Source organism: Syntrophotaleaceae bacterium (assembly GCA_041390365.1).
In the GTDB taxonomy this organism is placed as follows: domain Bacteria; phylum Desulfobacterota; class Desulfuromonadia; order Desulfuromonadales; family Syntrophotaleaceae; genus JAWKQB01.
In genome coordinates, this window is sequence record JAWKQB010000002.1 from 864,419 (window position 1) to 885,572 (window position 21,154).

Sequence of the window (21,154 nt, forward strand, 5' to 3'; positions counted from 1 at the left end):
GGAGTAAGGCAAAAGCAATAGGCAAAGTATAAAGTGCCAAGGGCAAAGGCTTAATAGAGTAGCGCGTTTTACTTGATGGTTTCAGGGTTAGGGGTAAGGTGTTACCCCTCACTCCTCACCCCTCACTCCTCACGATTTCAAAGGTTTTCCCAATGCAAAAACTTCTCATCGGCGTGATCGGGGCCTCCCGATGTACTGAGCGGGGCTACGCAATGGCCCGGGAGGTCGGCCGTCTTTTGGCCGCAAAGGGTGCAGTGGTGGTCTGCGGTGGTCTGGACGGGATCATGGAGGCGGCCTGTCGAGGCTGCCTGGAGGCGGGAGGGGAAACTCTGGGCATCTTGCCGGGGGGCGATCCGGCCGCCGCCAATCCCTATGTGACGCTGGCGGTTCCGACCAACATGGGGCATGCCCGCAACGTGATCATTGCCCATACCGCCCGGGCCCTGATCGCCATAGAAGGGGAGTTCGGCACGCTTTCGGAAATGGCCATCGGACTCAAACTCGGCCGCCCGGTCATCGCCCTCGGGAGCTGGCCGGGCATCGACGGTGTCTTACAGGTCTCCTCTCCTGAGGAAGCTGTGGGACAGGCATTTGAAAGACTTTGCCAGCCGGAAAGGCAGTTATGAACATCAAAGACGCCGATCTGCAGCGTTCACGGGATTTTTCTACGCGTTTCATCGAATGGTTGAGGGGCAAGGGTGCGATTCTGATCGTCACTCATGATCATCCCGACCCCGATGCTCTGGCCGCGGCCATGGCCCTGAAGCATCTGATCCTGATGAAAACCGGTGAAACGGCGACAGTTGCCTACGGCGGTGTCATCGGCCGAGGAGAGAACAAGGTCATGGTCGAGGAGCTCGAGATCGACATGGTAACCCTCGACAGTCTCGATCTGAGCCGGTTCCAGGTCATCTGCCTGGTCGATACCCAGCCGGGGGCCGGGAACAATTCCCTGCCGCCCGACCAGAAGGTGCATCTGGTCATCGACCATCATCCGCCACGAGAGTCCTGCGCTTCCTGCCGCTGGGTCGATGTGCGGGACAACTATGGTGCCTCGGCAACGATCCTGTTCGAGTACCTGTTGGCCCAGGACGTCAATTTCGGCACCAAGCTGGCGACCATCCTGTTTTACGCAATCAAGTCGGAAACCCAGGACCTGGGGCGGGAATGGAACCGTGCCGACCGGTCCGCCTACCTGCATCTTCTGCCTTTGAGCAATAACCGCATCCTCTTCAACATCACCCATCCGGAAGTGCCGCGGGAATATTTTTCCTCTTTCTGTAAAGCGATCCGCAACGCACGCACCTATGAGGACGTGCTGGTGTTCAACCTCTTTAACATCGACAACCCTGATATTGTCGCGGAACTGGCCGATTTTCTGCTGCGCGTCCAGGACGTCAAGGTCGTTCTGGGCATGGGCCGCTTCGACAATGGTGAAATCCTGTCCTTCCGAACCCTTCTGCCTCAGATTCGCTCCGGGGAAGTGATGCAGCAGGTCCTCAAAGGGCTTGGGACTGCAGGAGGTCACGGCATGATTGCCGGCGGTCAGATCCGGCCCATGTCGGAAAGCATCGAGGCGCAGAGGGAGTTGGAAGAAACTCTGACCCATCGACTGCTGCAGTTCCTGCAGAGGCCGGAAAAACGGGCCAGGCCGCTGGTCATGGGTCTGTAGCAGTTATCGGTGCGTTGACAGGCCCGCCGGTCCCGGAGTATAAGGAACCCTTTGGCGGATTCCGGATTCTATAGTAAACAGAGGTTTATCTATGCTGCGTCTGCTTGTTGTTTTTCTTATGCTGGCGTTTTTGGGCGGCACCGCTGAGGGTGCCGTGGAACTGGCCCTCGAGGGGCGCCAGCCGGTGACCCTCGAGGAAGTCTACTTTCACAACGGCATCGTTTTTCTCGCCCTGGAGGATGTTCTGGCTCCCCTGGAGCTCAGCGGAAAGTGGGATTCCGTGGACCATGTCTATCGGATCAGAACCCCGAGGGGAGTGGCCGTCATTTCGCCCGGCAGTCACTTTCTCCGGTGCGGTGAAATGCTTCGCCCCCTGGCCAACCCTCCGCGGTTCATCGATGGAAAGCTGCGGGTCGATGAGGATTTTGTTGCCCTGCATCTGCCTACCCTGCTGAATAAGCCTGTTTATTTTCACCAACTTGATGCTGATAGAGAGACCGAGCCGGCTGGGGAAACACCTATCGACCGTCTTTTCGCCTTCATTCTGAGGAAAGACAGACCCGTCGATGCCCCCGTGCTGCGGGCGGTTGCCATCGATCCCGGTCACGGCGGCCAGGACCCCGGGTCCATTGCCGATGAGGGGCTGAAGGAAAAAGATATTGTACTCGACGTGTCCCGGCGACTGGAAAAGCAGCTTAAAATGCACCTCGGCATCCCGGTCTATCTGACCCGCAACAGCGATTACACGCTCAAACCGGCCGACCGATTGGCCGCGGTAAATCAGCCGAATGTGGATGCCCTGGTTCTGCTGCACGCCCAGTCATCCTTCAGCGAGGACGCCCGGGGCGCCACCCTTTTTATCCGGCCGGCCGGACAGCAGCCGGGCGTGGACGGTGTCATCGATTCCGGAGAGAGCCTGAGACTGGCCCGCCAGTTGGCGGCCAACCTCAAAAACGCCGGCATCAGGGTCAACGGAATCGAGCAGGCTCCCCTCCTGCCATTGGGGAAGGGGAACCTGCCGAGCGTTCTGGTGGAACTGGGTTATTTGAGCAATCCCGCAGATCGGGCCTTGCTGAAGGAGGAAGCTTCCCGGGAGCGACTGGCGGCCGCCCTTTACCAGGGGTTGAAGGCCTATGCCGAAGAGAAAAAGGAGGTTGGAGGGTGAACCTGGATTCGATGATGCGCGCCGACGGGCGGCATGATGAGGAACTTCGACCGATTTCCTTCCAGCGGGCATTTACCCGCTATGCCGAAGGCTCGGTTCTGGTCAGCTTCGGCGAGACCCGGGTTCTCTGCAATGCCTCGGTTGAGGAGAGCGTACCCGCTTTCATGCGCGGCGAGGGACGGGGTTGGGTAACGGCCGAGTACTCCATGCTGCCGCGGGCCACCCAGGTGAGGTCGGGACGCGAATCACTGCGGGGCAAGGTTGGCGGGCGTACCTATGAGATTCAGCGGTTGATCGGCCGCAGCCTGCGGGCGGTGGTGGATATGGAGGCCCTGGGCGAGAGGACCGTGGTGCTCGACTGCGACGTGCTGCAGGCGGACGGCGGGACCCGCACCGCGGCCATTACCGGAGCCTATGTGGCGCTGGCCGATGCCATGAATGTCCTTGTCCGGCAGGGGGTGCTGTCGGCGAGCCCAATCAGGGAAGGCGTGTCGGCGGTGAGTACCGGCCTCGTTGGCGGGAGGGCCCTGCTGGATCTCAACTACGAGGAAGATTTCCGTGCAGCAGTGGACATGAACTTCGTGATCACCGCTTCCGGCCGCTTCATCGAGGTTCAGGGGACGGCCGAGGAAAGACCCTTTACAGCAGATGAGCTTGATCGAATGAGAGAACTGGCCCTGCAAGGTTGCAGGGAATTGGCCCTTTTGCAGGCCCGGGCGCTGGAGGTCTAGATTTGCAGCTGGTCGTAGCTACCGGAAATCGCGGCAAACTCAAGGAGATTCGAAAGTTGCTGGATGAATCAGGCATTGATATTCTCGGCCTGGATGACCTGGGCGGTCTTCCCGAGATTATCGAAGACGGGCACACCTTCGAGGAAAATGCCCTGAAAAAGGCTGATACTGTTGCCCGGGCGACCGGCCTGCTGACTCTCGCGGACGACTCGGGACTGGTCGTGGACGCACTGGATGGAGCCCCCGGCGTTTTCTCCGCCCGATATGCCGGGGAAGGGGCCGGAGATGACGCCAATAACCGAAAATTGCTGCAGGGTCTCGCCGGTCTTGAACTTTCCCGGCGGTCTGCTGCTTTTTGCTGTGTCATGGCTCTCTGTCGTGCCGACGGCTGGAGCAGGGTTTTTCACGGTCGGGTCACCGGCCTGATTACCATGGAGCCAAGGGGGGACGGGGGGTTCGGATACGACCCGCTGTTTCTGGTTCCGGAATACGGCAGGACAATGGCCGAGCTGTCCCTGGACATAAAAAATCGCATCAGCCATCGCGGTCAGGCGCTTCGTCAGGCCATCGCCTTTTTAAAGGAACAAACTCCCGGAATCCCATAAAAAATTCCAATCCGAGTTGACAACCCCAGTTTCTCATGCTTTAGGTTCTAGTACACGGTCGTAATTGTTAGTCAGCGTTACTTCAGATCGGCTGGCAACGGGAACCTGTTCCGGAAAGTTCATGAAATTGGCGGCAACTGCCAATCCTGCGTTTGCCGGTTTCATGACGATGCCGGGCAAAACCATGGTCAAGGAGGATCACATGCGGAACTGGCAAATGTTGTTCGGAGGTGCGGCAGTTGGGGTTATGGTGCTGACGGGTTGTGCGTCCAAGACTTCACCGGCCGACCAGGATCAGTTGACCCAAGTCCAGGAGTACACCCAGAGGACCGAGCAGAGTGCCCAGGCCGCCCAGATGGCGGCGGAAAAGGCGGCGGAGGCTGCGGAGCGGGCTGAAGCTGCTGCGAACAAAGCGGCAACGGCTGCGGAACTCGCCGCACAGCGCGCCACCGAAGCGACCGATGCGGCAGGAAAGTCGACACAAGCTTTCGAAATGGGGCAGATGAAATAGTTACTGGCCGAGCGAAAAAGCCTCCGGGAGCGGAGGCTTTTTCGCTACCGGTAACAGGATGTCTTTGACTAACAACAGCATGGCGCCTGACCGAGCCAGGGGCACCGATTTTGCCTTTTCACAGATCAACCTCGCCCCGGTCTTCCAACGGATATGAGATCGGGACGGGGATACCTCGGGCCTCCTGCAATGCTTTCAGAACCAGGGACCTGTCGATCCGGCCTTCCCAGGGAAGATCGCGGGCCTGTTGCAGCACCTCTTCCTCCATTTGCTCTTCGTTTCCTGTCAACCGCCCATGAACCTCGAGATAAAGTCGTCCTTCCTTGAGGCCGACTTTGAGCGGCTGGTCGATGATCCTGACCGGCGTCCCCGTCTCGACCCGGTGAAAAAGATCCTCGATATCTTCCGGGTAGAGCCTCAGGCAGCCGTGGCTGACCCGGCGTCCCACGCCGAATGGTTTATGTGTGCCATGAATGCCGTATCCCTTAGCGGAGAGGCCGAGCCAGTAATCACCCAGAGGATTGCCGGGACCGGGAGGGACCACGGCCGGCAGTTCCGGTGATTTGGCCCTGATTCCGGGGGGAGGTGTCCAGGCTGGTTTGGTCACTTTGGAAATAATGCTGAACAGGCCGAGGGGGGTTTCCCAGCCCTCCCGGCCGATGCCGATGGCATAGGCCCGTACCCTTGATCGTCCGTTTTCCCGCCAGATGTAATAGAGGCGCTGTTCCGCCAGATTGATGGTGATCCCCTCTTCTGCCACCAGCGGCAGGATGAAGGCATAGGGCAGCTCGACATCGATCCCGGGGGGTGGAAGCCAGGGATCGATGCCGGGATTGGCACGAGTCAAAGCCTGATAGCCGGTGCCGCTGCGACGGGCCAATTCGATCAGGGTTTCCCGCCGGCCAACCAGATAGGGCCGGTTTGCCCCGACCACAGGCGCCGGAACAGCTTCGTCGAGAAAGGAATCCTTCTCGAGGCGAGGGTGCCAGGCCCGGGAGCTGGACGGCCATTGCAGCAAAGCGGCGAGAAGGAGTAAGAGAATGCTCGGATACGTTCTTTCCATGGTATGCGAGTATAGCCGAAGGTGAGGGCGGGGAAAAGGGGGAGGATTGAAACGTGAGGAGTGCGGCGGGCCGTCTTACGGCTTTCGCGAGTTTTCGAGAATGTCCCTTGTCCGGTTCATCAGTTCCCGAAGGCTGTAGGGTTTGGGGAGGTAATCGTCGACGCCGAGATCGAGTCCTTTTTGTCTGTCTTCCTCCGAGTCCAGGGCGCTGACCATGATGATAGGGATATGGGACAGCTTGGGGTCCGGCACACGCCGGATCAGGCGGCAGACTTCCCATCCGTCCAGTTCGGGCAGCAGTATGTCGAGCAGGATGAGGTGAGGGCGGAATTCTTCAGTCAAGCGACAAGCCGACAGGCCATCCCCGGCAATCCGGGTGGAAAAGCCGTTCCGCTTCAAAAAGCCGTCAAGCAGGCTGGCCAGTTCGGGTTCGTCCTCCACAATGAGAATTCTCGGGCTTTTTTCGATGGATTTTTCCGCAGCAGGCATGTTTCCGTCTGTTCCATTGCAGGGTTTTTGTTAAAGAGATTGGCTTCCGGCAGCGCGTCTGAGGGAAAGAGTGCGGAAAACATATTTAAAAAAAGTTACCTTGTTGTAAAAATTGTGCTAGTATTCTGCCTTCGAAGAAGGGGCTTACTTCCTCGGGATTCATGCCGCATCAGGCCTGGGGATAGATTCACTCCGGTCGTTCCCCCCTGATCGATGGTCGACAGCATGTGCTGCTGTCGGCTACCGCACCTCTCAATTCTTCCAGCCGGTTCAGGAATCGTTGCCTCTCCCCGCCCTTTTCTTCCTGGCTAACAGCTTCCCATTATCCTTTTTGTTATAGAGAGCGTTTCGGATTCTCTTCCTGGGATTGTCATTTTCGGAGAAGATGAATATGAGCGATTGGATGAATTTTTCAGACAATTTGCACCTCGGTTTCATCGACTCCCCGCACACTTCATCGCAGTCTCCCGGCGCCAGCGGGGATGGTGTTTTGCCTGTTACGGGTGAGGAAAAATATTTTGCTCTGAGCCGCGCTGTTGGGAATGTCACCTACGAATACTGTCTTGCGCGGGGTGAGACACGATGGTCGGACCGGTGCGAAGAGGTTTTCGGTGTGAAGGCCCAGGAGTTGCAATCGGAACCTGCCCTGTGGCTTTCCCGCATTCACGAAGAGGATCGGGAACGGGTCTGCAGTGAATATCGCAAGGCATTGCTTGAGGGCGCCACTTTCGATCTGGAATACCGGGTCAGACATCCCATGGGCCATCATCTGTGGGTGCGGGACAGGGGTGTGCCGGTGGAGGGCCCCGATGGCCGAACCCGGGGGATAGTCGGTTTTCTGAAAGATATTTCGTCCCATCGGCAACGGGACGAAGACCTGTTGTCCGCCAAACGGGCCCTCGAATCTTCCCTCAACGGCATCATGCTGGCTGATACTCAGGGATGCCTGACTTACGCCAACAGCTCTTTTCTCAAACTGTTCCATTATGAAGAACCGGACCAGGTCGTGGGCAAGCCGGCGGCCGAGTTCTGGGAAAACCCCAGAAAAGCCCAAGCCGTGTTCCGTCTGCTGCGAAACAGCGGTGAGTGGTCGGGGCAGGTCGCTGCCCGCCGCAGGGACGGATCCCGCCTGGTTGTCGAACTGTCCGCCCATACTGTTTTCGACCAGAACGGCTCTCCGATTGGCTACATGGCCTCATTTATCGATATTACCGATCATCGTGAAGCCGAGCGGGAAAGGCAGGAATCGGAAAAGAAGTATCGACTGCTCTTTTCCTCCAGTTCCGACGCTCTGATCATCTGCAATGCCGTGAATGGCCGCATCCTCGAAGTCAATCCCGCTGCATTGAACCAGTATGGATACGGCTACGACGAATTTTTCCAGATGGACATCTTCAATCTGGCCGAGGAACCGGAAGAGTCTGTGTTACGGCTGAAGAAAATACAGAAATGCGGGCAGGCCAACTTTTCCCTGCTCCGCCACCGCCGCAGGGACGGATCCTGTTTCGAGGCGGAAGTTTCAGCCGCCACCTTCAAGTGGAAAAATTGCCTGCTCATGGCCTGCTTCATTCGTGACGTATCCGACCGGCAACGGCTCGAAAGACTCAAGGACGACGTTCTTTCAGCAGTCAGCCACGAAATGCGCACGCCGCTGACGGCCATTCTCGGCTATACCGAATTCATGCTCAACCATGACCTGGATCCGGGGGCGGGGCTCCAGTATCTCGACATCATCCGCCAGCAGAGCGAACGGCTGCGGGAACTGATCGAAAATCATCTCAACCTGCAGCAGCTGCGGGCCGGCTTCGGCATCGGGCTGGTCCGTCCGGTGGAGGTCAAGCCCCTGCTGCACAGCGTGATTGGAGGGTTCCGGAACTCTTCCGAAAAACACCGCATCCTTGTCGAGTGCGCCGCAGACCTCAGCCCGGTTCAGGCTGACGAACGGCAGCTGCACCGGGCGCTGCAGAACCTTCTGTCCAATGCCATCAAATATTCTCCTGATGGTGGAGATGTAATCCTGGGCGCCTTTCAGGATGGACGGAATGTCACGCTGTACGTACGGGACGAGGGCATCGGCATCCCGCATCATGCCCAGGATAAAATTTTCGATCGCTATTTTCGGCTCTGCCCGGCGGAAGGCCCCACCATAGGTGGCACCGGCCTCGGGCTGGCCCTGGTCAAGGAGATTGTCAAGGCCTGCAGCGGGCATTTGCGGGTTGAAAGCAGTCCGGGGCAGGGCAGCACCTTCTACATCAGCCTGCCGACGGAGTAGCTGGCCGTGGCCGGAAATGATTGACACTTCCCCTGTCCCCGTTGTATTAAACCGAGGTCGACCGTCCCGGCAGCTTTCAAGAGAGACCGGGTTTTTTTTGTCAATCTGCAACGGGTAATCCTGAAGAGGAGGCACAAGGGCGTGGCTGAAATCAAGATCGATTACGAAAAAATGGGCGGGTTGATCCCTGCCGTTATTCAGGATCACGAGACCGGTGAAGTGCTGATGGTGGCCTTTCTGGATGAAAAGGCGCTGAAATTGACCCTGGAAACCGGAAAAACCTGGTTTTTCAGCCGCAGCCGCAACAAGTACTGGATGAAAGGCGAGCAGTCCGGCAATACTCAGGAGGTCAAAGAGGTGCTGACCGATTGCGATGCCGATACCGTCGTCATCAAGGTCAAGCAGAACGGCGGCGCAGCCTGTCATACAGGAAACCGCACCTGCTTCTATGTTAAATGGGAGGATGGTCGTTGGGTCGAGCATTCGGAACCCCTTTTCAATCCGGATGAGGTGTACAAAAAATGAACCCGCTGATCAAACTCGGGATTCCCAAGGGGAGCCTGGAAAACGCGACCGTGGAGCTGTTCGAGAAGGCCGGCTGGACCATCCGGCTTTCCTCCCGCAACTACTTTCCCTCCATTGACGACGAGGAGATCGGCTGCAGCCTGATCCGGAGCCAGGAGATGGGAAAATACGTCGAGCGAGGGACCATCGACGTCGGCATCGCCGGGCGGGACTGGGTGATGGAGAACAATTCCGACGTTGAAGTGGTGAGTGAACTGGTCTATTCCAAAGTGTCCCGGCGGCCGGCACGCTGGGTACTGGTGGTGACCCAGGATTCGCCTGTCCGGAGGCCGGAGGATCTGGCCGGCAAAACCATTTCCACCGAACTGGTCGGATTCACCCAACGTTTTTTTGCCGAGCGCAATATTCCCGTCACCGTCGAGTTTTCCTGGGGCGCTACGGAGGCCAAAGTCGTCGAGGGCCTATGTGACGCGATAGTGGAAGTGACCGAAACCGGCTCCACCATCCGCGCCAACAACCTGCGGATCGTCGAGACGCTGATGGAGTCGACCCCGGTGATCATCGCCAACCGCGCCGCCTGGGCAGACCCCGCCAAGCGGCAGAAGATCGAGCAGTTGAACACCCTGCTGCAGGCGGCTCTGGCGGCGGAAAAAATGGTCGGCTTGAAAATGAATGTGCCGAACGAAAAACTTGCGGCCGTCATCGAGTTGCTGCCCAGCCTCAACCAGCCCACGGTGGCCCATCTCTACAAATCGGAGTGGGTTTCCGTCGAGACGGTGCTCCATGAAAAAGAGGTGCGCCGCATCATCCCCGGATTGATGACTGCAGGGGCGCAGGGGATCATCGAATATCCCCTGACCAAAATCATCTGATGCCCGAAACCAGGAGAAAAGAGATGGAACGCACCTTTGCCGTCATCAAGCCCGACGCCTTCGAGGCCGGAAAGGCCGGGGACATCCTCGCCCGCATCTATCGGGAAGGTTTTCAGGTGGTCGGGCTGAAAAAACTGTGTCTCAGCCGGAAGCAGGCGGCCGGTTTCTACCATGTCCATCAGGACAAGCCTTTTTTCGAGGATCTGGTGGGTTTCATGAGCAGCGGCCCCTGCCTGGTCATGGTGCTCGAGGCGCCGGAGGCTATTCGCCGTTGGCGGGATCTTATGGGAGCGACCAACCCTGACGATGCCGCGCCTGCAACCCTGCGAAAGGAATTCGGCGCCTCCATCGGCCGCAATGCAGTGCACGGCTCCGATGCGCCGGAGACGGCGGCCTTTGAGATCGGGTATTTTTTCGCCGGACTGGAATTGATCTGACCGGCCCTTCATTTTCATCTTGTGCCGCCACAGCCCTTTGGATACAATCTGAAGGGTTTTTTCTTTAAAATCAGCAGGATCGATAATTTTGAACAACCTGAAAATAGGTGCCGGGTCCCCCCCGGTCGATATAAAAAATCTGACCCTGGAGGAGCTGACGGACTTCCTCTCCGGCCTGGGCAAGGAGCGTTTTCGGGCCGGGCAGATCATGCGTTGGGTCTACAGCCGCGGGGTGCGGTCCTTCGCGGAGATGACCGATTTGGCCAAAGGTCTGAGGGCCGAGCTCGAGGAGCAGGCGGTCATTTCGCAGCTGCTCCCTGAGGCGGTGGAGGAAAGCCGGGATGGAACGCGCAAATACCTGTTTCGCCTTTGGGATGGGGAAACGGTCGAGGCTGTCAGGATCCCCATGGAAGGGGACAGGGCGACGCTTTGCATCTCCACCCAGGTCGGCTGCGCCATGGGCTGCTCGTTTTGCCTGACCGGGACGTTCGGTCTGGTTCGCAACCTGACTCCGGCCGAAATTGTCAATCAGGTCTGCGCCGCGATGGCCGAAGCGCCGGTCAATAATGTCGTGCTGATGGGCATGGGGGAGCCGCTGCACAACCTGGACAATGTGGTCAAGGCGCTGAAGATTCTGTACATGCCGGAAGGGTTCAATTTCAGCCCCCGTAAGATTACCCTCTCCACTGCCGGCCTGGTTCCGGAAATGCTTGAGCTCGGCCGGCGGATCCGCGTGAATCTCGCCGTTTCCCTCAATGCCACTACCGACGAGATCCGGGACCGGCTGATGCCGATCAACCGCCGCTATCCGCTGAAAGTGCTGATGTCCGCCTGCCGCTCCTTCCCCCTGCAGCCCCGTCAGCGGATCACTTTCGAGTACATCCTGATTCGGGATGTCAACGACAGCGACCAGGATGCCCGGCGGCTGGTCAAGCTGCTGCACGGGATCCCGGCCAAGGTCAATATCATCCCGTACAACGAGCATCCCGGCAGCGATTTCCGGGCCCCTTCCGAGGAGCGACTGGAGGCTTTTCAGACTCACCTGCTCGATCGAGGCGTGGTGGCCATCCGCCGGGCAAGCAAAGGACAGGATATCTCCGCCGCCTGCGGCCAGCTGAAGGGGAAATTGGAGGGCCGGCAGGGGTGAATCGTTGTCGTTGTCGTAAGTGTTGTCGTAATCGGCCCTGAAAGGCATCTTCTATCACGATTACGATTACGACAACGACAACCGTTCCGCAAGCGCTTCACTGACAACGAAGAGAACTCTTCAATCCAATTTTATAAAAGGAAGGGAGCACGACATGGAACAGCCCGCAATCGGCGTGATTGGCGGCAGCGGTCTTTATGAAATCGAGGAACTGACGGACATTCGGGAAGAAAAAATCGAGACCCCTTTCGGCATGCCCTCGGATGTCTTCGTCACCGGCGTTCTGGAAGGGGTGAAAATGGTTTTCCTGCCCCGCCATGGCCGGGGACACCGGCTGCTGCCCAGCGAAGTGCCCTACAGAGCCAATATCTACGGTATGAAGATGCTTGGGGTCGAGCGGATTATTTCGGTCTCTGCTGTAGGCAGCATGCGGGAGGAGATCGTTCCGGGACACATCGTGATCCCCGACCAGTTTTTTGATCGAACCCAGGGGCGGCGGGCCTCCACCTTTTTCGGTAAAGGGCTGGTCGGACACGTCCAGTTCGCCGATCCGGTCTGCAGCGACCTGTCCGAGGCGCTGCTGCAGGCGGCTGTGCAGGAAGGCGCCATGGTTCACCGGGGTGGAACCTACCTCTGTATCGAGGGACCGAACTTTTCCACCCGCGCGGAATCCAATATCTATCGTCAGTGGGGCGTGGATGTCATCGGGATGACCAACCTTCCCGAAGCCCGGCTGGCGAGAGAGGCCGAAATCTGCTACGCTACCCTGGCCTTGGCCACCGATTACGACTGCTGGCATCAGGGCCACGATGATGTGTCTGTGGAGGCCGTGGTGGCGATCATCCGTCAGAATGTAGCCATGGCCCGCAACATCATCCGGGCGGCCGCGGCGCGGGCGGCGGCCGATCGGGTCTGCTGCTGCGGGGAGTCCCTGCGTCATGCACTCATGACGGACCCTGCCCTGATCCCCATCTCCACTCGCAAAAAACTTGATCTGCTGGTGAAAAAATATCTTTAAAAAACATGACCACAAAGGGTACGAAGGATAAGAAGGGAAACAATAGAAAATATTTCATAACATCAATTTTTTTCTTGGTGGTCAATGGATTAATCGTATTTTCGCTTCAACCGCTTTACGGAGGTAATCATGCACCGAAAGCTTTTTCCCGTTATACTTGTGGTCATCTGTTCTCTGCTGACGGCCTGCGCCCCTGTGGAGAAGAAAAAACCCGGTCCTGACGTCCATTACATTCTCGGCGTCTCCTATCTGAGGGAAGGGAACTCAACCAAGGCATTGCAGGAGTTTCAGAAGGCTCTCGAGAAGGAACCCCGCAACCCCGACGTTCATGTCGGGCTTGGCAAAACCTATCATCTCAAGGGGGCTTTCGACGAGGCCGAGAAGCATTACCGCCAGGCCCTGCAGCTGCGTCCGGACGACTCCCTAACCGATAACAACCTCGGGGCGCTCTATCTGGATATGAAGAAGTTCGATGAGGCGATCCACTATTTCAGCAAGGCGGCCAACAACCTGACTTTCACTCATGCCGAGGTTGCCTTCGCCGGCCTGGGATACGCCCACTACCTGAAAGGCGAGTATCTGGAGGCGATCTCCGCCTACGAGAAGGCTTTGGCTCAGAACGGCAACTACGCCCAGGCTCATCTGCGCCTGGGGGAGGTCTACTATAAGCTTGACAGAACCAACCGGGCCATTGGCGAGTATCGCCAGGCTTTGAAGATCGACGGAAATTTCGTGCCTGCCCATTTCCAGATCGGCCTGGCCTACATGAAACTTGGCGAACGGGAAAAGGCAGAGCAGTCCTTTCAGAACGTTCTGCGACTGGCTCCCGGCTCCGAACTTGCCGAGCAGTCGGAAAGCTATCTGGAGGTTCTTAAGTGAACAAGGCAGACGGGGTTCCTTCATCTGCAGTTGAAGACAGGGAACCTTTCGGCAGTTTTCTAAGGGAGCGCCGGGAAGCGCGTGGGTTGTCGCTGGATGACGCGGTGGTCCAGACCCGGATACGGAGAAGCTTTCTCGGGGCTCTCGAGGAGGACCTTTTCGACCAGATACCCGGCGAAACCTACGTTTACGGATTTCTGCGGACCTATGCCGTCTTTCTTGGTTTCGACCCCGACGCCGTTGTTAAGGCTTACAACCAGAGGTTTCACGGCCGGCCACCGACATCGGCGCCGGCCAGACCCGAGAAGGGCGGGAAGGAGGGTTTGCAGCGCTGGTGGATCTGGGGGACGATGCTGGTCGCGCTGGGGCTGATCGTGGCCGTGGTGTTCGTGATGTGTTCCCGCAAGGATGCTGCACCCCCCTCTGCTGACGCCGTCAAGCCCGCTGTTACCGAGCCGGAAAAGTTGGGCGAGGAACCTGTTTTCACCGAAGGGGTGGCAGTGAAAGATGGTTCCGGGAATCATGGGCCGCCGGAAATTGATCCGGTTCCTGAGCTGAGCGGCCCGGAGCCTTTGGTGGAAAACCCAAGGCCGGGCGAGCCGGTGACCGCACCGGTGCTGTACGTTCCTTCCGGCGGCGCCCTGCTCCAGGCGGAAGGCCGGGATACGGGATGGCTGGATATCGCCGTCGATGAGCGGGCTGTGCAGCGCTATCGGATCGAACCGAGGGTGGTACTGAAATGGCAGATCGGGCAGAGCTTCCTTCTGGAGACGGAACGCCCGGGCCTGTTGACCCTCTGGTTTGATGGCAGAGAGGTGGAGCTTGGCGAGAGCACCTCACTGCTCGTTGGACCGGGGTCCGATCCCGGACATCCGTGAAAAAGATGGATGAGGGACTGCGGGAATCGTGCCGGGTGATTGCCGGGCAATGCGGCGAAGACCCCTTCGATCTGGCGGTGGTGTTGGGATCGGGATTGGGCAAGGCCATCCAGGGGATCGAGGATCCGGTCGTCGTTCCCTATACAGAGCTGGACTGCCTGCCCCGGCAACTTGTGGCCGGACATGCCGGGCAACTGGTGACCGGCCATCTTCATGGCCGCCGCCTGCTCTGCTTTCTGGGACGTTTTCACTGCTATCAGGGCTGCAGCGCCCGCCAAGCTTCCATTCAGATACGGCTGGCCCACGCTCTCGGTTGCCCCCGTGTTCTGTTGACCAATGCAGCGGGGGGCATCGATCCAGGTCTTGCTCCCGGCGACTTTCTCTTCGTGACCGATCATATCAATCTTCTCGGCGACAATCCTCTCAGGGGTGAGACTGTCGATCCCTTTATCGATCTGACCGGCCTTTATCCCCAACATTATTTCGAACGTCTGAAAATCTATGCCACAGAACGAGGCATTGGACTGCGCCAGGGAGTTCTTGCCGCCGTTGCCGGTCCTTCCTATGAAACCCCGGCCGAGGTCCGGGCTTTGGCTCTGCTGGGAGCGGCCGCCGTTTCCATGTCCACGATTCCCGAAGCGATCATGGCCGGGTATCTGGGAATAGAGCCGGTTGCCCTGTCTTTTATCGCCAATCGCGCTGCCGGACTCGGGGGCCGGAAACTGACTCACCAGGACGTGCTGCAGGCCGGGGAAAAGGGGGCCAGGGATCTCGCCCTGCTGTTTGAGGAAATGGTTCGTCTCTGGCTTTGACTGGCAGAAACTCATCCTTGAGAGGGGATTCAAAGCTTTGACTTGACAGTTTTATCATGAAAGTAAATTATTTACTGATAACAAACAATTGGGTGGATAACTGTTTTCCTTCCGTCTTGACAGAGCATGGCCCGATGGTAGAATTTTGAAAACGAGGGGAGGAGTGAGTCCAGATGCAAAAAGTGGGCAGAGTTCTGGTGGTCGACGATGAGGAGAATACCCGCATCGGACTGAGCAAGATTCTGGAGCAGGACGGGTATGAAGTCGACAGCGTCGCCAATGGACTCGAAGCCCTGGAATTTCTTCAGCATGAGAAGGTCCAGGTCATAATCAGTGATTTAAGGATGCCGGAAATGGGCGGCTTGACTTTTCTGCGGGAACTCAATCGCCACTACCCAACCACGCAGGTTATCATGATTACCGCCCACGGCGGGGTCGAATCCTATCTTGAAGCCATTCATCTCGGGGCCTATGAATATATCCATAAACCGGTCAAGCTCGAAGAACTACGGATGGTCATGAAGAAGATGCTGACGGGGATTGATCCGGTGCGGGCCAATTAGACCCGTCGGCGGAAACTTGTCTTGCCTATGGTATTCAATCCTGTTTGGGAGGAGGTCGCGATGAAGGAATTCAAGACAATTCTGTTTGCCACCGATTTTTCCGAAAACTCGGAATACGCCTTCGAGTACGCTCTGTCCATGGCCCGCAAGTACGACGCCCTGCTGGCCCTCGTTCACGTCATCAATGAACCGGTCGACCTGCGTGGCTTCTACGTTCCCCACATCTCCTTCGAAACCCTCGAGGAAGAGATCGAGCAGGGGGCCCGCAAGATGATGGACCGCTTTTGCCGCACCCATCTCCGCGATTACCAGAATTACGAAAGTTTCATCGTACCCGGGGTCCCTTACGACGAAATTATCAAGAAGGCCAATGAAGTGGCTGCCGATCTGATCATCATGGGCACCCACGGCCGCAGCGGCCTGGATCATGTCCTGTTCGGCAGTACCGCCGAAAAGGTTGTTCGAAAATCGACGATTCCTGTCTTGACGGTAAGATTCGCCGAATAAGAAGATTCCATCGTCCCACAATCCTCGTCAGCGATAGAGCAGCCCCTTCAGGCTGCTCTTTTTTTGAGTTCGCCCTTGGGGTTGGATCCCTTGCTGGGGTAGCTGACGGGTGTTTCCCCTTGCAAAAAAAGAGAGGGGGAGGTTATTCTTAACCCGGCCCGGCGTGATTGTTTTTGCTGCAAACGCCGGTCGACTTATCCTTTCGAGTCTTCCCGTTCAGGGAGGCAGCTGGAGCCGGAAACGATGCCGGATTGCTGGAAAAGCCGAAAGGCCAGACGCGGAAAGGTAGGAGAAGATGTCCGGTCGAATTCTGATCGTCGATGATGAAAGAGTCATACTGGACCTCGCCGCCATGGTTCTGACCGCCCGCGGCTATGATGTGCTGACTGCAGGGAGTGGGCAGGAGTGTCTGGAAATCGTGGAGAGGGAATCGCCTCCGCTGGTACTGCTCGATTACATGATGCCGGGGATGGATGGGATGGCCACTCTTCGCTGTCTGCGGGAGCGGTTTCCCGACACCTATGTGATCATGCTGACGGGGAAGGGCAGCGAACAGATTGCCGTGGAGGTCATGAAGGCCGGAGCGGCCGATTATGTCCTCAAGCCTTTCAAGAATCAGGACCTGGTGGACCGTATCGAAAACGTTCTGCGGATCCGGCGTATCGAAATCCATAACCGGGAGCTGCGAAAGGAACGGGAGCGGCTCCTGAGCGAGATCGAAAGCTGGAACACGGAACTGGAAATGAGGGTTGCGGAAAAAAGCCGGGACCTGGAACTGGCTCATGCCGAGATCCTGCAGGCGGAAAAGCTGGCAACCCTCGGCCACCTTGCCGCCGGCATGGCTCATGAAATTCGCAATCCTCTTAATGCCATCAGCCTGTTCGCCCAGATTTTGAAGCCGGTCGTGGCTCAGGACAAGGAGAAGAGCGGTTATATCGACAAGCTGCTGAACGAGGTCGACCGCATCGAGAATATTCTGGTCAAGCTGCTTGCGGCCAGCAACCCGCCCCAGTTGAAGGTGCAGACGGTGTCGCTGGCCAATGTGATCAAGCAGACCCTTGTCGATTTTCAGGAGCAGTTGCAGGCCCATGGCATCCGTCTGCTCAATGAGTTTGACGAACAGGCTCCTCCCATCGTCGCCAATGCCTCGGAGATTCAGCAGATTTTTACCAATCTGTTCTCGAATGCCATTTACGAGATGCAGCAGGGTGGCGAACTGTCCGTCAAGGTAACGCAGGAAGACAGCAAGATCCAGGTCCGGGTCAGGGATACCGGGCGCGGCATCCCCGCTGAAAATCTGCGCAAGGTGTTCGATCCGTTCTTTACCACCAAGTCCAAGGGGACCGGATTCGGGCTTTCGGTGGTTCTGCGAATCGTCAAAACCTATAACGGCAACATCAAGGTCAACAGTACCGAAGGGAAGGGAGCCGAATTCGTCATCGAGTTTCCCGCAGAGGTGTCTGAGGCCAGACCGGCCTGTCTCTGACGGGATCAAGAGGAAAAAGGTTTCAGAGGAATGGCCCTGCTGCTGCGGGAAGTGATGTTGACACTCGACGAGGACGAAACCCTGCTGCCGGCCCGGGTGGCCGGCGAACTGGGACTTTCGCCCCGGGCCGTGCGGCAGTTGGATATTGTGCGCTGCGGCATCGATGCCCGGCAAAAGAAAAGGATACTGCGGGTCTATACCGTCCGATTCGAGACGGATGACGAAGAAATGCTGCTGGCCCGCCATAAAAACAATCCCCGCCTGAGCCGGACCCGCGATCAGGAAATGCTGCATATCCGGCGGATCGATAGACGCCATCGGGTACTGGTGGCGGGAATGGGGCCGGCCGGTTTGTTTGCCGCACTTTATCTGGCCCGTGCCGGTGTGGAAGTCACCCTGGTAGAGCGGGGCAGACCCGTCGAAAGTCGGGTGAAGGACGTCCGCCGTTTCCGATCCGGTGGAATCTTCGATCCGGTCAGCAATATCCAGTTTGGAGAAGGAGGAGCAGGTACCTTCTCCGATGGCAAGTTGACCACCCGGGTGAAACATCCCTGGAACCATTTCGTGCTGCAGACCCTGGTCGATTTCGGGGCAGACCCGGACATTTTGCGGCAGGCCAAGCCTCATGTGGGCACGGATCGCCTGCGGCTGGTCCTGATCCGCTTTCGTCAGGAACTGCTCAGCCTGGGGGTGGACATCCGCTATGAAACCAGACTCTCAGGACTGGACTTGCAGGGGGCGGTCATACAGGCCGGCCTGCTTGATGGTGGCGAGGAAGTTCCCTGTGACAGCCTGGTGCTGGCCACCGGACACAGTGCGCGGGATACCTATGACATGCTGCAGCGGGCCGGAGTGGTTCTGGAGAGCAAGCCCTTCGCCGTCGGGGTGCGGGTCGAGCATCCGGCGGAGCTGATCAACCGCATCCAGTATGGAAAACTATTCGCCTCCCGCCTTCCTGCCGCCGATTATGCCCTGACCTGGAACGATCCCGAATCGGGGCGCGGCATCTACTCTTTCTGCATGTGCCCGGGAGGAGAGGTAGTGGTGGCGTCCTCGGAGCCGGGCGGGATGGTCGTCAACGGCATGAGTCCACGGCGGCGCGACGGAGCCTTCAGCAACAGCGCCCTGGTGGTCAGCGTTCGACAGGAGGATTTCGGCTCTCCGGATCCCCTGGCCGGGGTTCGTTTCCAGCAATGCTGGGAACGGGCGGCCTTTTTGGCCGGAGGTGGAAATTACTGTGCGCCGGCGCAAAATCTGCTGGCTTTTCTCGTCGGCGGCAGCGGCCCCCTCGATTCCTCCTGCCGGCCGGGTGTTCGCGCAGCGGACCTGCGCGAAGTCCTGCCGGCTTTTGTGGTGGACGGTCTGCGCCGGGCCTTGCCCCACTTCGAACGTCGTATGCGCGGGTTTGTAACCAGGGAGGCCACGCTGGTCGGCGTGGAAACCCGAACTTCGGCACCGGTTCGCATTAGCCGCCGGGAGAACGGAGAGGCGGTTGCCCAAATCGGGCTCTATCCTGTCGGCGAAGGGGCGGGATATGCTGGAGGTATCATGAGCGCCGCCCTTGACGGACTCAGGACGGCAGAGCAGATTATTCAGAAAACAGCAAGAGACAGGAGCAGCGGGTGAAGGAAGTCTACGTGCAGCAGATCAAGGATCGAGACCTGATCGACAGCCAATTTCTGGTTCGGGACAAGATAACGGCCATGGCTAAGAACGGGAAACCCTATATGACCCTGAAGCTGATGGACCGAACCGGTGAAATCGAAGGCCGGGTCTGGGACAGGGTGGATGAAATCGCTGCCTGTTTCAGCAAGGATGATTTCGTTCACGTTCGCGGTAAAGCCAGCGTCTATCTCGGCAAGATGCAATTGGTGGTTCAGCAGCTGGACAGGGTGGAGGAGTCCGGTGTCGACCTGGCCGATTATCTGCCGGTCTGCCCCCGTCTCGAAGCCGATATGCTCGAGGAGCTGCGATCGCTGGCGAGGGGGATGGAAACGCCTCACTATCGGGCGCTCATGGAGACCTTTCTGGCCGATGATCAATTCCTGCAGCGTTATCTCAAAGCTCCCGCGGCCAAGGCGATTCACCACGTCTATCTCGGCGGATTGCTGGAACATTCCCTGGCCGTGGCACGGCTGGCCGAGAATATCTGCGGTCTCTACCCCGGAATCAATCGGGACCTGCTGGTAGCCGGCGCTCTGCTGCACGATATCGGCAAGGTCGCCGAACTCTGTTATGAACGGTCTTTCGGTTACACCGATGCGGGGAAACTGCTCGGACATATCATGATCGGCTTCCAGATGCTCGAGGACAAGATCCGGCAAGTGCCTGATTTTCCCGCTTCTCAGGCGATCCTTTTGAAACATTTGCTGCTGTCTCACCACGGCCAGTATGAATTCGGCTCGCCCAAACGTCCTAAAACCCTGGAGGCGGTCATTCTCAATTATCTGGACGACCTTGATTCAAAGATCAACGGCATTCGTACCCACATCGATAAGGAAGCGGACAATGGCGACGGCTGGACCGGGTATCATCGGGTCTACGACCGGTATTTCTATTTCGATTTGCCCGGAAGGGACGAGTCGCGGGCCAGCGAGGATCTGGTGATTCCTGAAGATCTGGCATTGCCTGGGTCCGATCCGCGTCCCGCTGCTGCATTCGAGGAGAAGAACAAGGAGGCGCCCGCCAAGGAAACCGGGCGCAGGGAGTCTGGCCGGCGTCAGGAATTGCGCTTCAGCCTCGCCGATCAGCTGCGGGGAAAAAATTTGGAACTGTTCTCGCCAGGGAACAAGGTTGAGGAGTGAACAATGTGGTTAAAAAGCATCGTTACCGGTGAGCTGAAGGTGAACTGTTATCTTCTTGGCTGCACCGAGACCCGCTTGGCCGCCGTGATCGATCCCGGAGGGCAGGCGGAGCGCATTCTGGAGATCCTGGGGGAAAATGACTTTACCCTGAAGATGGTGATCAATACGCACGGACATTTCGATCATGTCGGCGGCAACCGGGCTCTGGTGGATGCCACGGGGGCCGAGTTGCTGATCCATCGAGGGGATGCCGACATTCTGAAAAATGCCGCCCAGCATGCGGCCATGTTCGGCTGCCGCGCGACGGAGCCCTCCCCCGAGCCGAGTCGTTTTCTCGAAGACGGGGAGGAGGTCCGGCTCGGCACGCTGCGGATGAAGGTGATTCACGTACCCGGACATTCGCCCGGGGGTATCTGCGTGCTTACGGACGGGTGCCTTTTTGCCGGGGATTGCCTGTTTGCCGGTTCAATCGGCCGAACCGATCTCCCTTCCGGCGACCAGTATGCCCTGATGAAGGGGTTGCGGGAGCGGGTGATGACCCTGCCGGACGAAACCATCGTCTATCCCGGGCACGGCCCGGAAACCACCATCGGCCAGGAACGGCGGAACAATCCCTTTCTGCGCACCATTGTCTAGCCATTTCGGCATCGGCGTCGGCATCGGGGTCGGTATCGATAAAAACGCGGCCCTGATACCGACCCCGACCCCGAAGCCGAAC

At 58.1% G+C, this 21,154-nt stretch carries 23 protein-coding genes; 21 read left to right on the top strand and 2 right to left on the bottom strand.

Going from position 1 to position 21,154, the window contains the following annotated elements; translation table 11 throughout:
- Positions 1–152 precede the first annotated feature (152 nt).
- The 6 genes from R2940_11115 (at position 153) to R2940_11140 (ending at position 4,684) form a co-directional block, all read left to right on the top strand.
- Positions 153–626: a TIGR00725 family protein gene (locus R2940_11115; GenBank protein ID MEZ4600325.1), complete on the top strand. Its 474-nt coding sequence runs from the start codon at positions 153–155 to the stop codon at positions 624–626.
- Positions 623–1,672, top strand: coding sequence for a DHH family phosphoesterase (locus R2940_11120; GenBank protein MEZ4600326.1), 1,050 nt, complete (start codon positions 623–625; stop codon positions 1,670–1,672). Before R2940_11115 ends, R2940_11120 begins: the two co-directional genes overlap by 4 nt.
- 91 nt (positions 1,673–1,763) lie before the next feature.
- Positions 1,764–2,837, top strand: coding sequence for an N-acetylmuramoyl-L-alanine amidase (locus R2940_11125; protein MEZ4600327.1), 1,074 nt, complete (start codon positions 1,764–1,766; stop codon positions 2,835–2,837).
- Positions 2,834–3,568, top strand: coding sequence for a ribonuclease PH (rph, locus tag R2940_11130; GenBank protein ID MEZ4600328.1), 735 nt, complete (start codon positions 2,834–2,836; stop codon positions 3,566–3,568). The genes R2940_11125 and rph overlap by 4 nt, the downstream gene beginning before the upstream one ends.
- Positions 3,569–3,570: 2 nt before the next feature.
- Positions 3,571–4,173, top strand: a complete 603-nt coding sequence (locus R2940_11135) for an XTP/dITP diphosphatase (protein ID MEZ4600329.1) — start codon at positions 3,571–3,573, stop codon at positions 4,171–4,173.
- A gap of 121 nt (positions 4,174–4,294) precedes the next feature.
- On the top strand, positions 4,295–4,684 hold the full coding sequence (locus tag R2940_11140) for a hypothetical protein (GenBank protein MEZ4600330.1): 390 nt from the start codon (positions 4,295–4,297) through the stop codon (positions 4,682–4,684).
- A gap of 118 nt (positions 4,685–4,802) precedes the next feature.
- Here R2940_11140 and R2940_11145 read toward each other — a convergent pair whose 3' ends face one another.
- Together R2940_11145 and R2940_11150 are read right to left on the bottom strand one after the other, a co-directional pair.
- On the bottom strand, positions 4,803–5,747 hold the full coding sequence (locus R2940_11145) for a L,D-transpeptidase family protein (protein ID MEZ4600331.1): 945 nt from the start codon (positions 5,745–5,747) through the stop codon (positions 4,803–4,805).
- Between the two features lie 75 nt (positions 5,748–5,822).
- A complete protein-coding gene (locus R2940_11150) occupies positions 5,823–6,236 on the bottom strand; it encodes a response regulator (protein MEZ4600332.1) in 414 nt (137 codons plus the stop codon).
- Positions 6,237–6,627: 391 nt separating this feature from the next.
- On the opposite strand from R2940_11150, the gene R2940_11155 reads away from it, so the two are divergent.
- The 15 genes from R2940_11155 (at position 6,628) to R2940_11225 (ending at position 21,072) form a co-directional block, all read left to right on the top strand.
- Positions 6,628–8,508, top strand: coding sequence for a PAS domain S-box protein (locus tag R2940_11155; protein ID MEZ4600333.1), 1,881 nt, complete (start codon positions 6,628–6,630; stop codon positions 8,506–8,508).
- A 150-nt stretch (positions 8,509–8,658) separates the two neighbouring features.
- Positions 8,659–9,033 carry a phosphoribosyl-AMP cyclohydrolase gene (gene hisI / locus R2940_11160; protein MEZ4600334.1) on the top strand — a complete coding sequence of 125 codons (375 nt, stop codon included), beginning with the start codon at positions 8,659–8,661 and terminating at the stop codon, positions 9,031–9,033.
- Positions 9,030–9,905 (top strand): ATP phosphoribosyltransferase, encoded by an 876-nt coding sequence (gene hisG / locus R2940_11165; protein MEZ4600335.1) that lies wholly within the window; start codon positions 9,030–9,032, stop codon positions 9,903–9,905. Before hisI ends, hisG begins: the two co-directional genes overlap by 4 nt.
- 23 nt (positions 9,906–9,928) lie before the next feature.
- Positions 9,929–10,342: a nucleoside-diphosphate kinase gene (gene ndk / locus R2940_11170; protein MEZ4600336.1), complete on the top strand. Its 414-nt coding sequence runs from the start codon at positions 9,929–9,931 to the stop codon at positions 10,340–10,342.
- A gap of 88 nt (positions 10,343–10,430) precedes the next feature.
- Positions 10,431–11,489 carry a 23S rRNA (adenine(2503)-C(2))-methyltransferase RlmN gene (gene rlmN, locus R2940_11175; protein MEZ4600337.1) on the top strand — a complete coding sequence of 353 codons (1,059 nt, stop codon included), beginning with the start codon at positions 10,431–10,433 and terminating at the stop codon, positions 11,487–11,489.
- Positions 11,490–11,643: 154 nt separating this feature from the next.
- Positions 11,644–12,507 carry an S-methyl-5'-thioadenosine phosphorylase gene (mtnP, locus tag R2940_11180; GenBank protein MEZ4600338.1) on the top strand — a complete coding sequence of 288 codons (864 nt, stop codon included), beginning with the start codon at positions 11,644–11,646 and terminating at the stop codon, positions 12,505–12,507.
- Positions 12,508–12,636: 129 nt separating this feature from the next.
- Complete coding sequence (locus R2940_11185; protein ID MEZ4600339.1) at positions 12,637–13,386, top strand: tetratricopeptide repeat protein; 750 nt, start codon at positions 12,637–12,639, stop codon at positions 13,384–13,386.
- Positions 13,383–14,264, top strand: coding sequence for a helix-turn-helix domain-containing protein (locus tag R2940_11190; GenBank protein ID MEZ4600340.1), 882 nt, complete (start codon positions 13,383–13,385; stop codon positions 14,262–14,264). The genes R2940_11185 and R2940_11190 overlap by 4 nt, the downstream gene beginning before the upstream one ends.
- A gap of 5 nt (positions 14,265–14,269) precedes the next feature.
- Complete coding sequence (locus R2940_11195) at positions 14,270–15,076, top strand: purine-nucleoside phosphorylase (GenBank protein MEZ4600341.1); 807 nt, start codon at positions 14,270–14,272, stop codon at positions 15,074–15,076.
- A 173-nt stretch (positions 15,077–15,249) separates the two neighbouring features.
- Complete coding sequence (locus R2940_11200) at positions 15,250–15,639, top strand: response regulator (protein ID MEZ4600342.1); 390 nt, start codon at positions 15,250–15,252, stop codon at positions 15,637–15,639.
- Between the two features lie 60 nt (positions 15,640–15,699).
- The gene (locus R2940_11205; protein ID MEZ4600343.1) at positions 15,700–16,146 is read left to right on the top strand and encodes a universal stress protein; all 447 of its coding nucleotides are present in this window, start codon (positions 15,700–15,702) and stop codon (positions 16,144–16,146) included.
- 295 nt (positions 16,147–16,441) lie between these two features.
- On the top strand, positions 16,442–17,632 hold the full coding sequence (locus tag R2940_11210) for a response regulator (protein ID MEZ4600344.1): 1,191 nt from the start codon (positions 16,442–16,444) through the stop codon (positions 17,630–17,632).
- 30 nt (positions 17,633–17,662) lie between these two features.
- The gene (locus tag R2940_11215) at positions 17,663–19,258 is read left to right on the top strand and encodes an FAD-dependent oxidoreductase (GenBank protein ID MEZ4600345.1); all 1,596 of its coding nucleotides are present in this window, start codon (positions 17,663–17,665) and stop codon (positions 19,256–19,258) included.
- Positions 19,255–20,436, top strand: coding sequence for an HD domain-containing protein (locus R2940_11220; GenBank protein ID MEZ4600346.1), 1,182 nt, complete (start codon positions 19,255–19,257; stop codon positions 20,434–20,436). The genes R2940_11215 and R2940_11220 overlap by 4 nt, the downstream gene beginning before the upstream one ends.
- A gap of 3 nt (positions 20,437–20,439) precedes the next feature.
- Complete coding sequence (locus R2940_11225; protein MEZ4600347.1) at positions 20,440–21,072, top strand: MBL fold metallo-hydrolase; 633 nt, start codon at positions 20,440–20,442, stop codon at positions 21,070–21,072.
- Positions 21,073–21,154 lie beyond the last annotated feature (82 nt).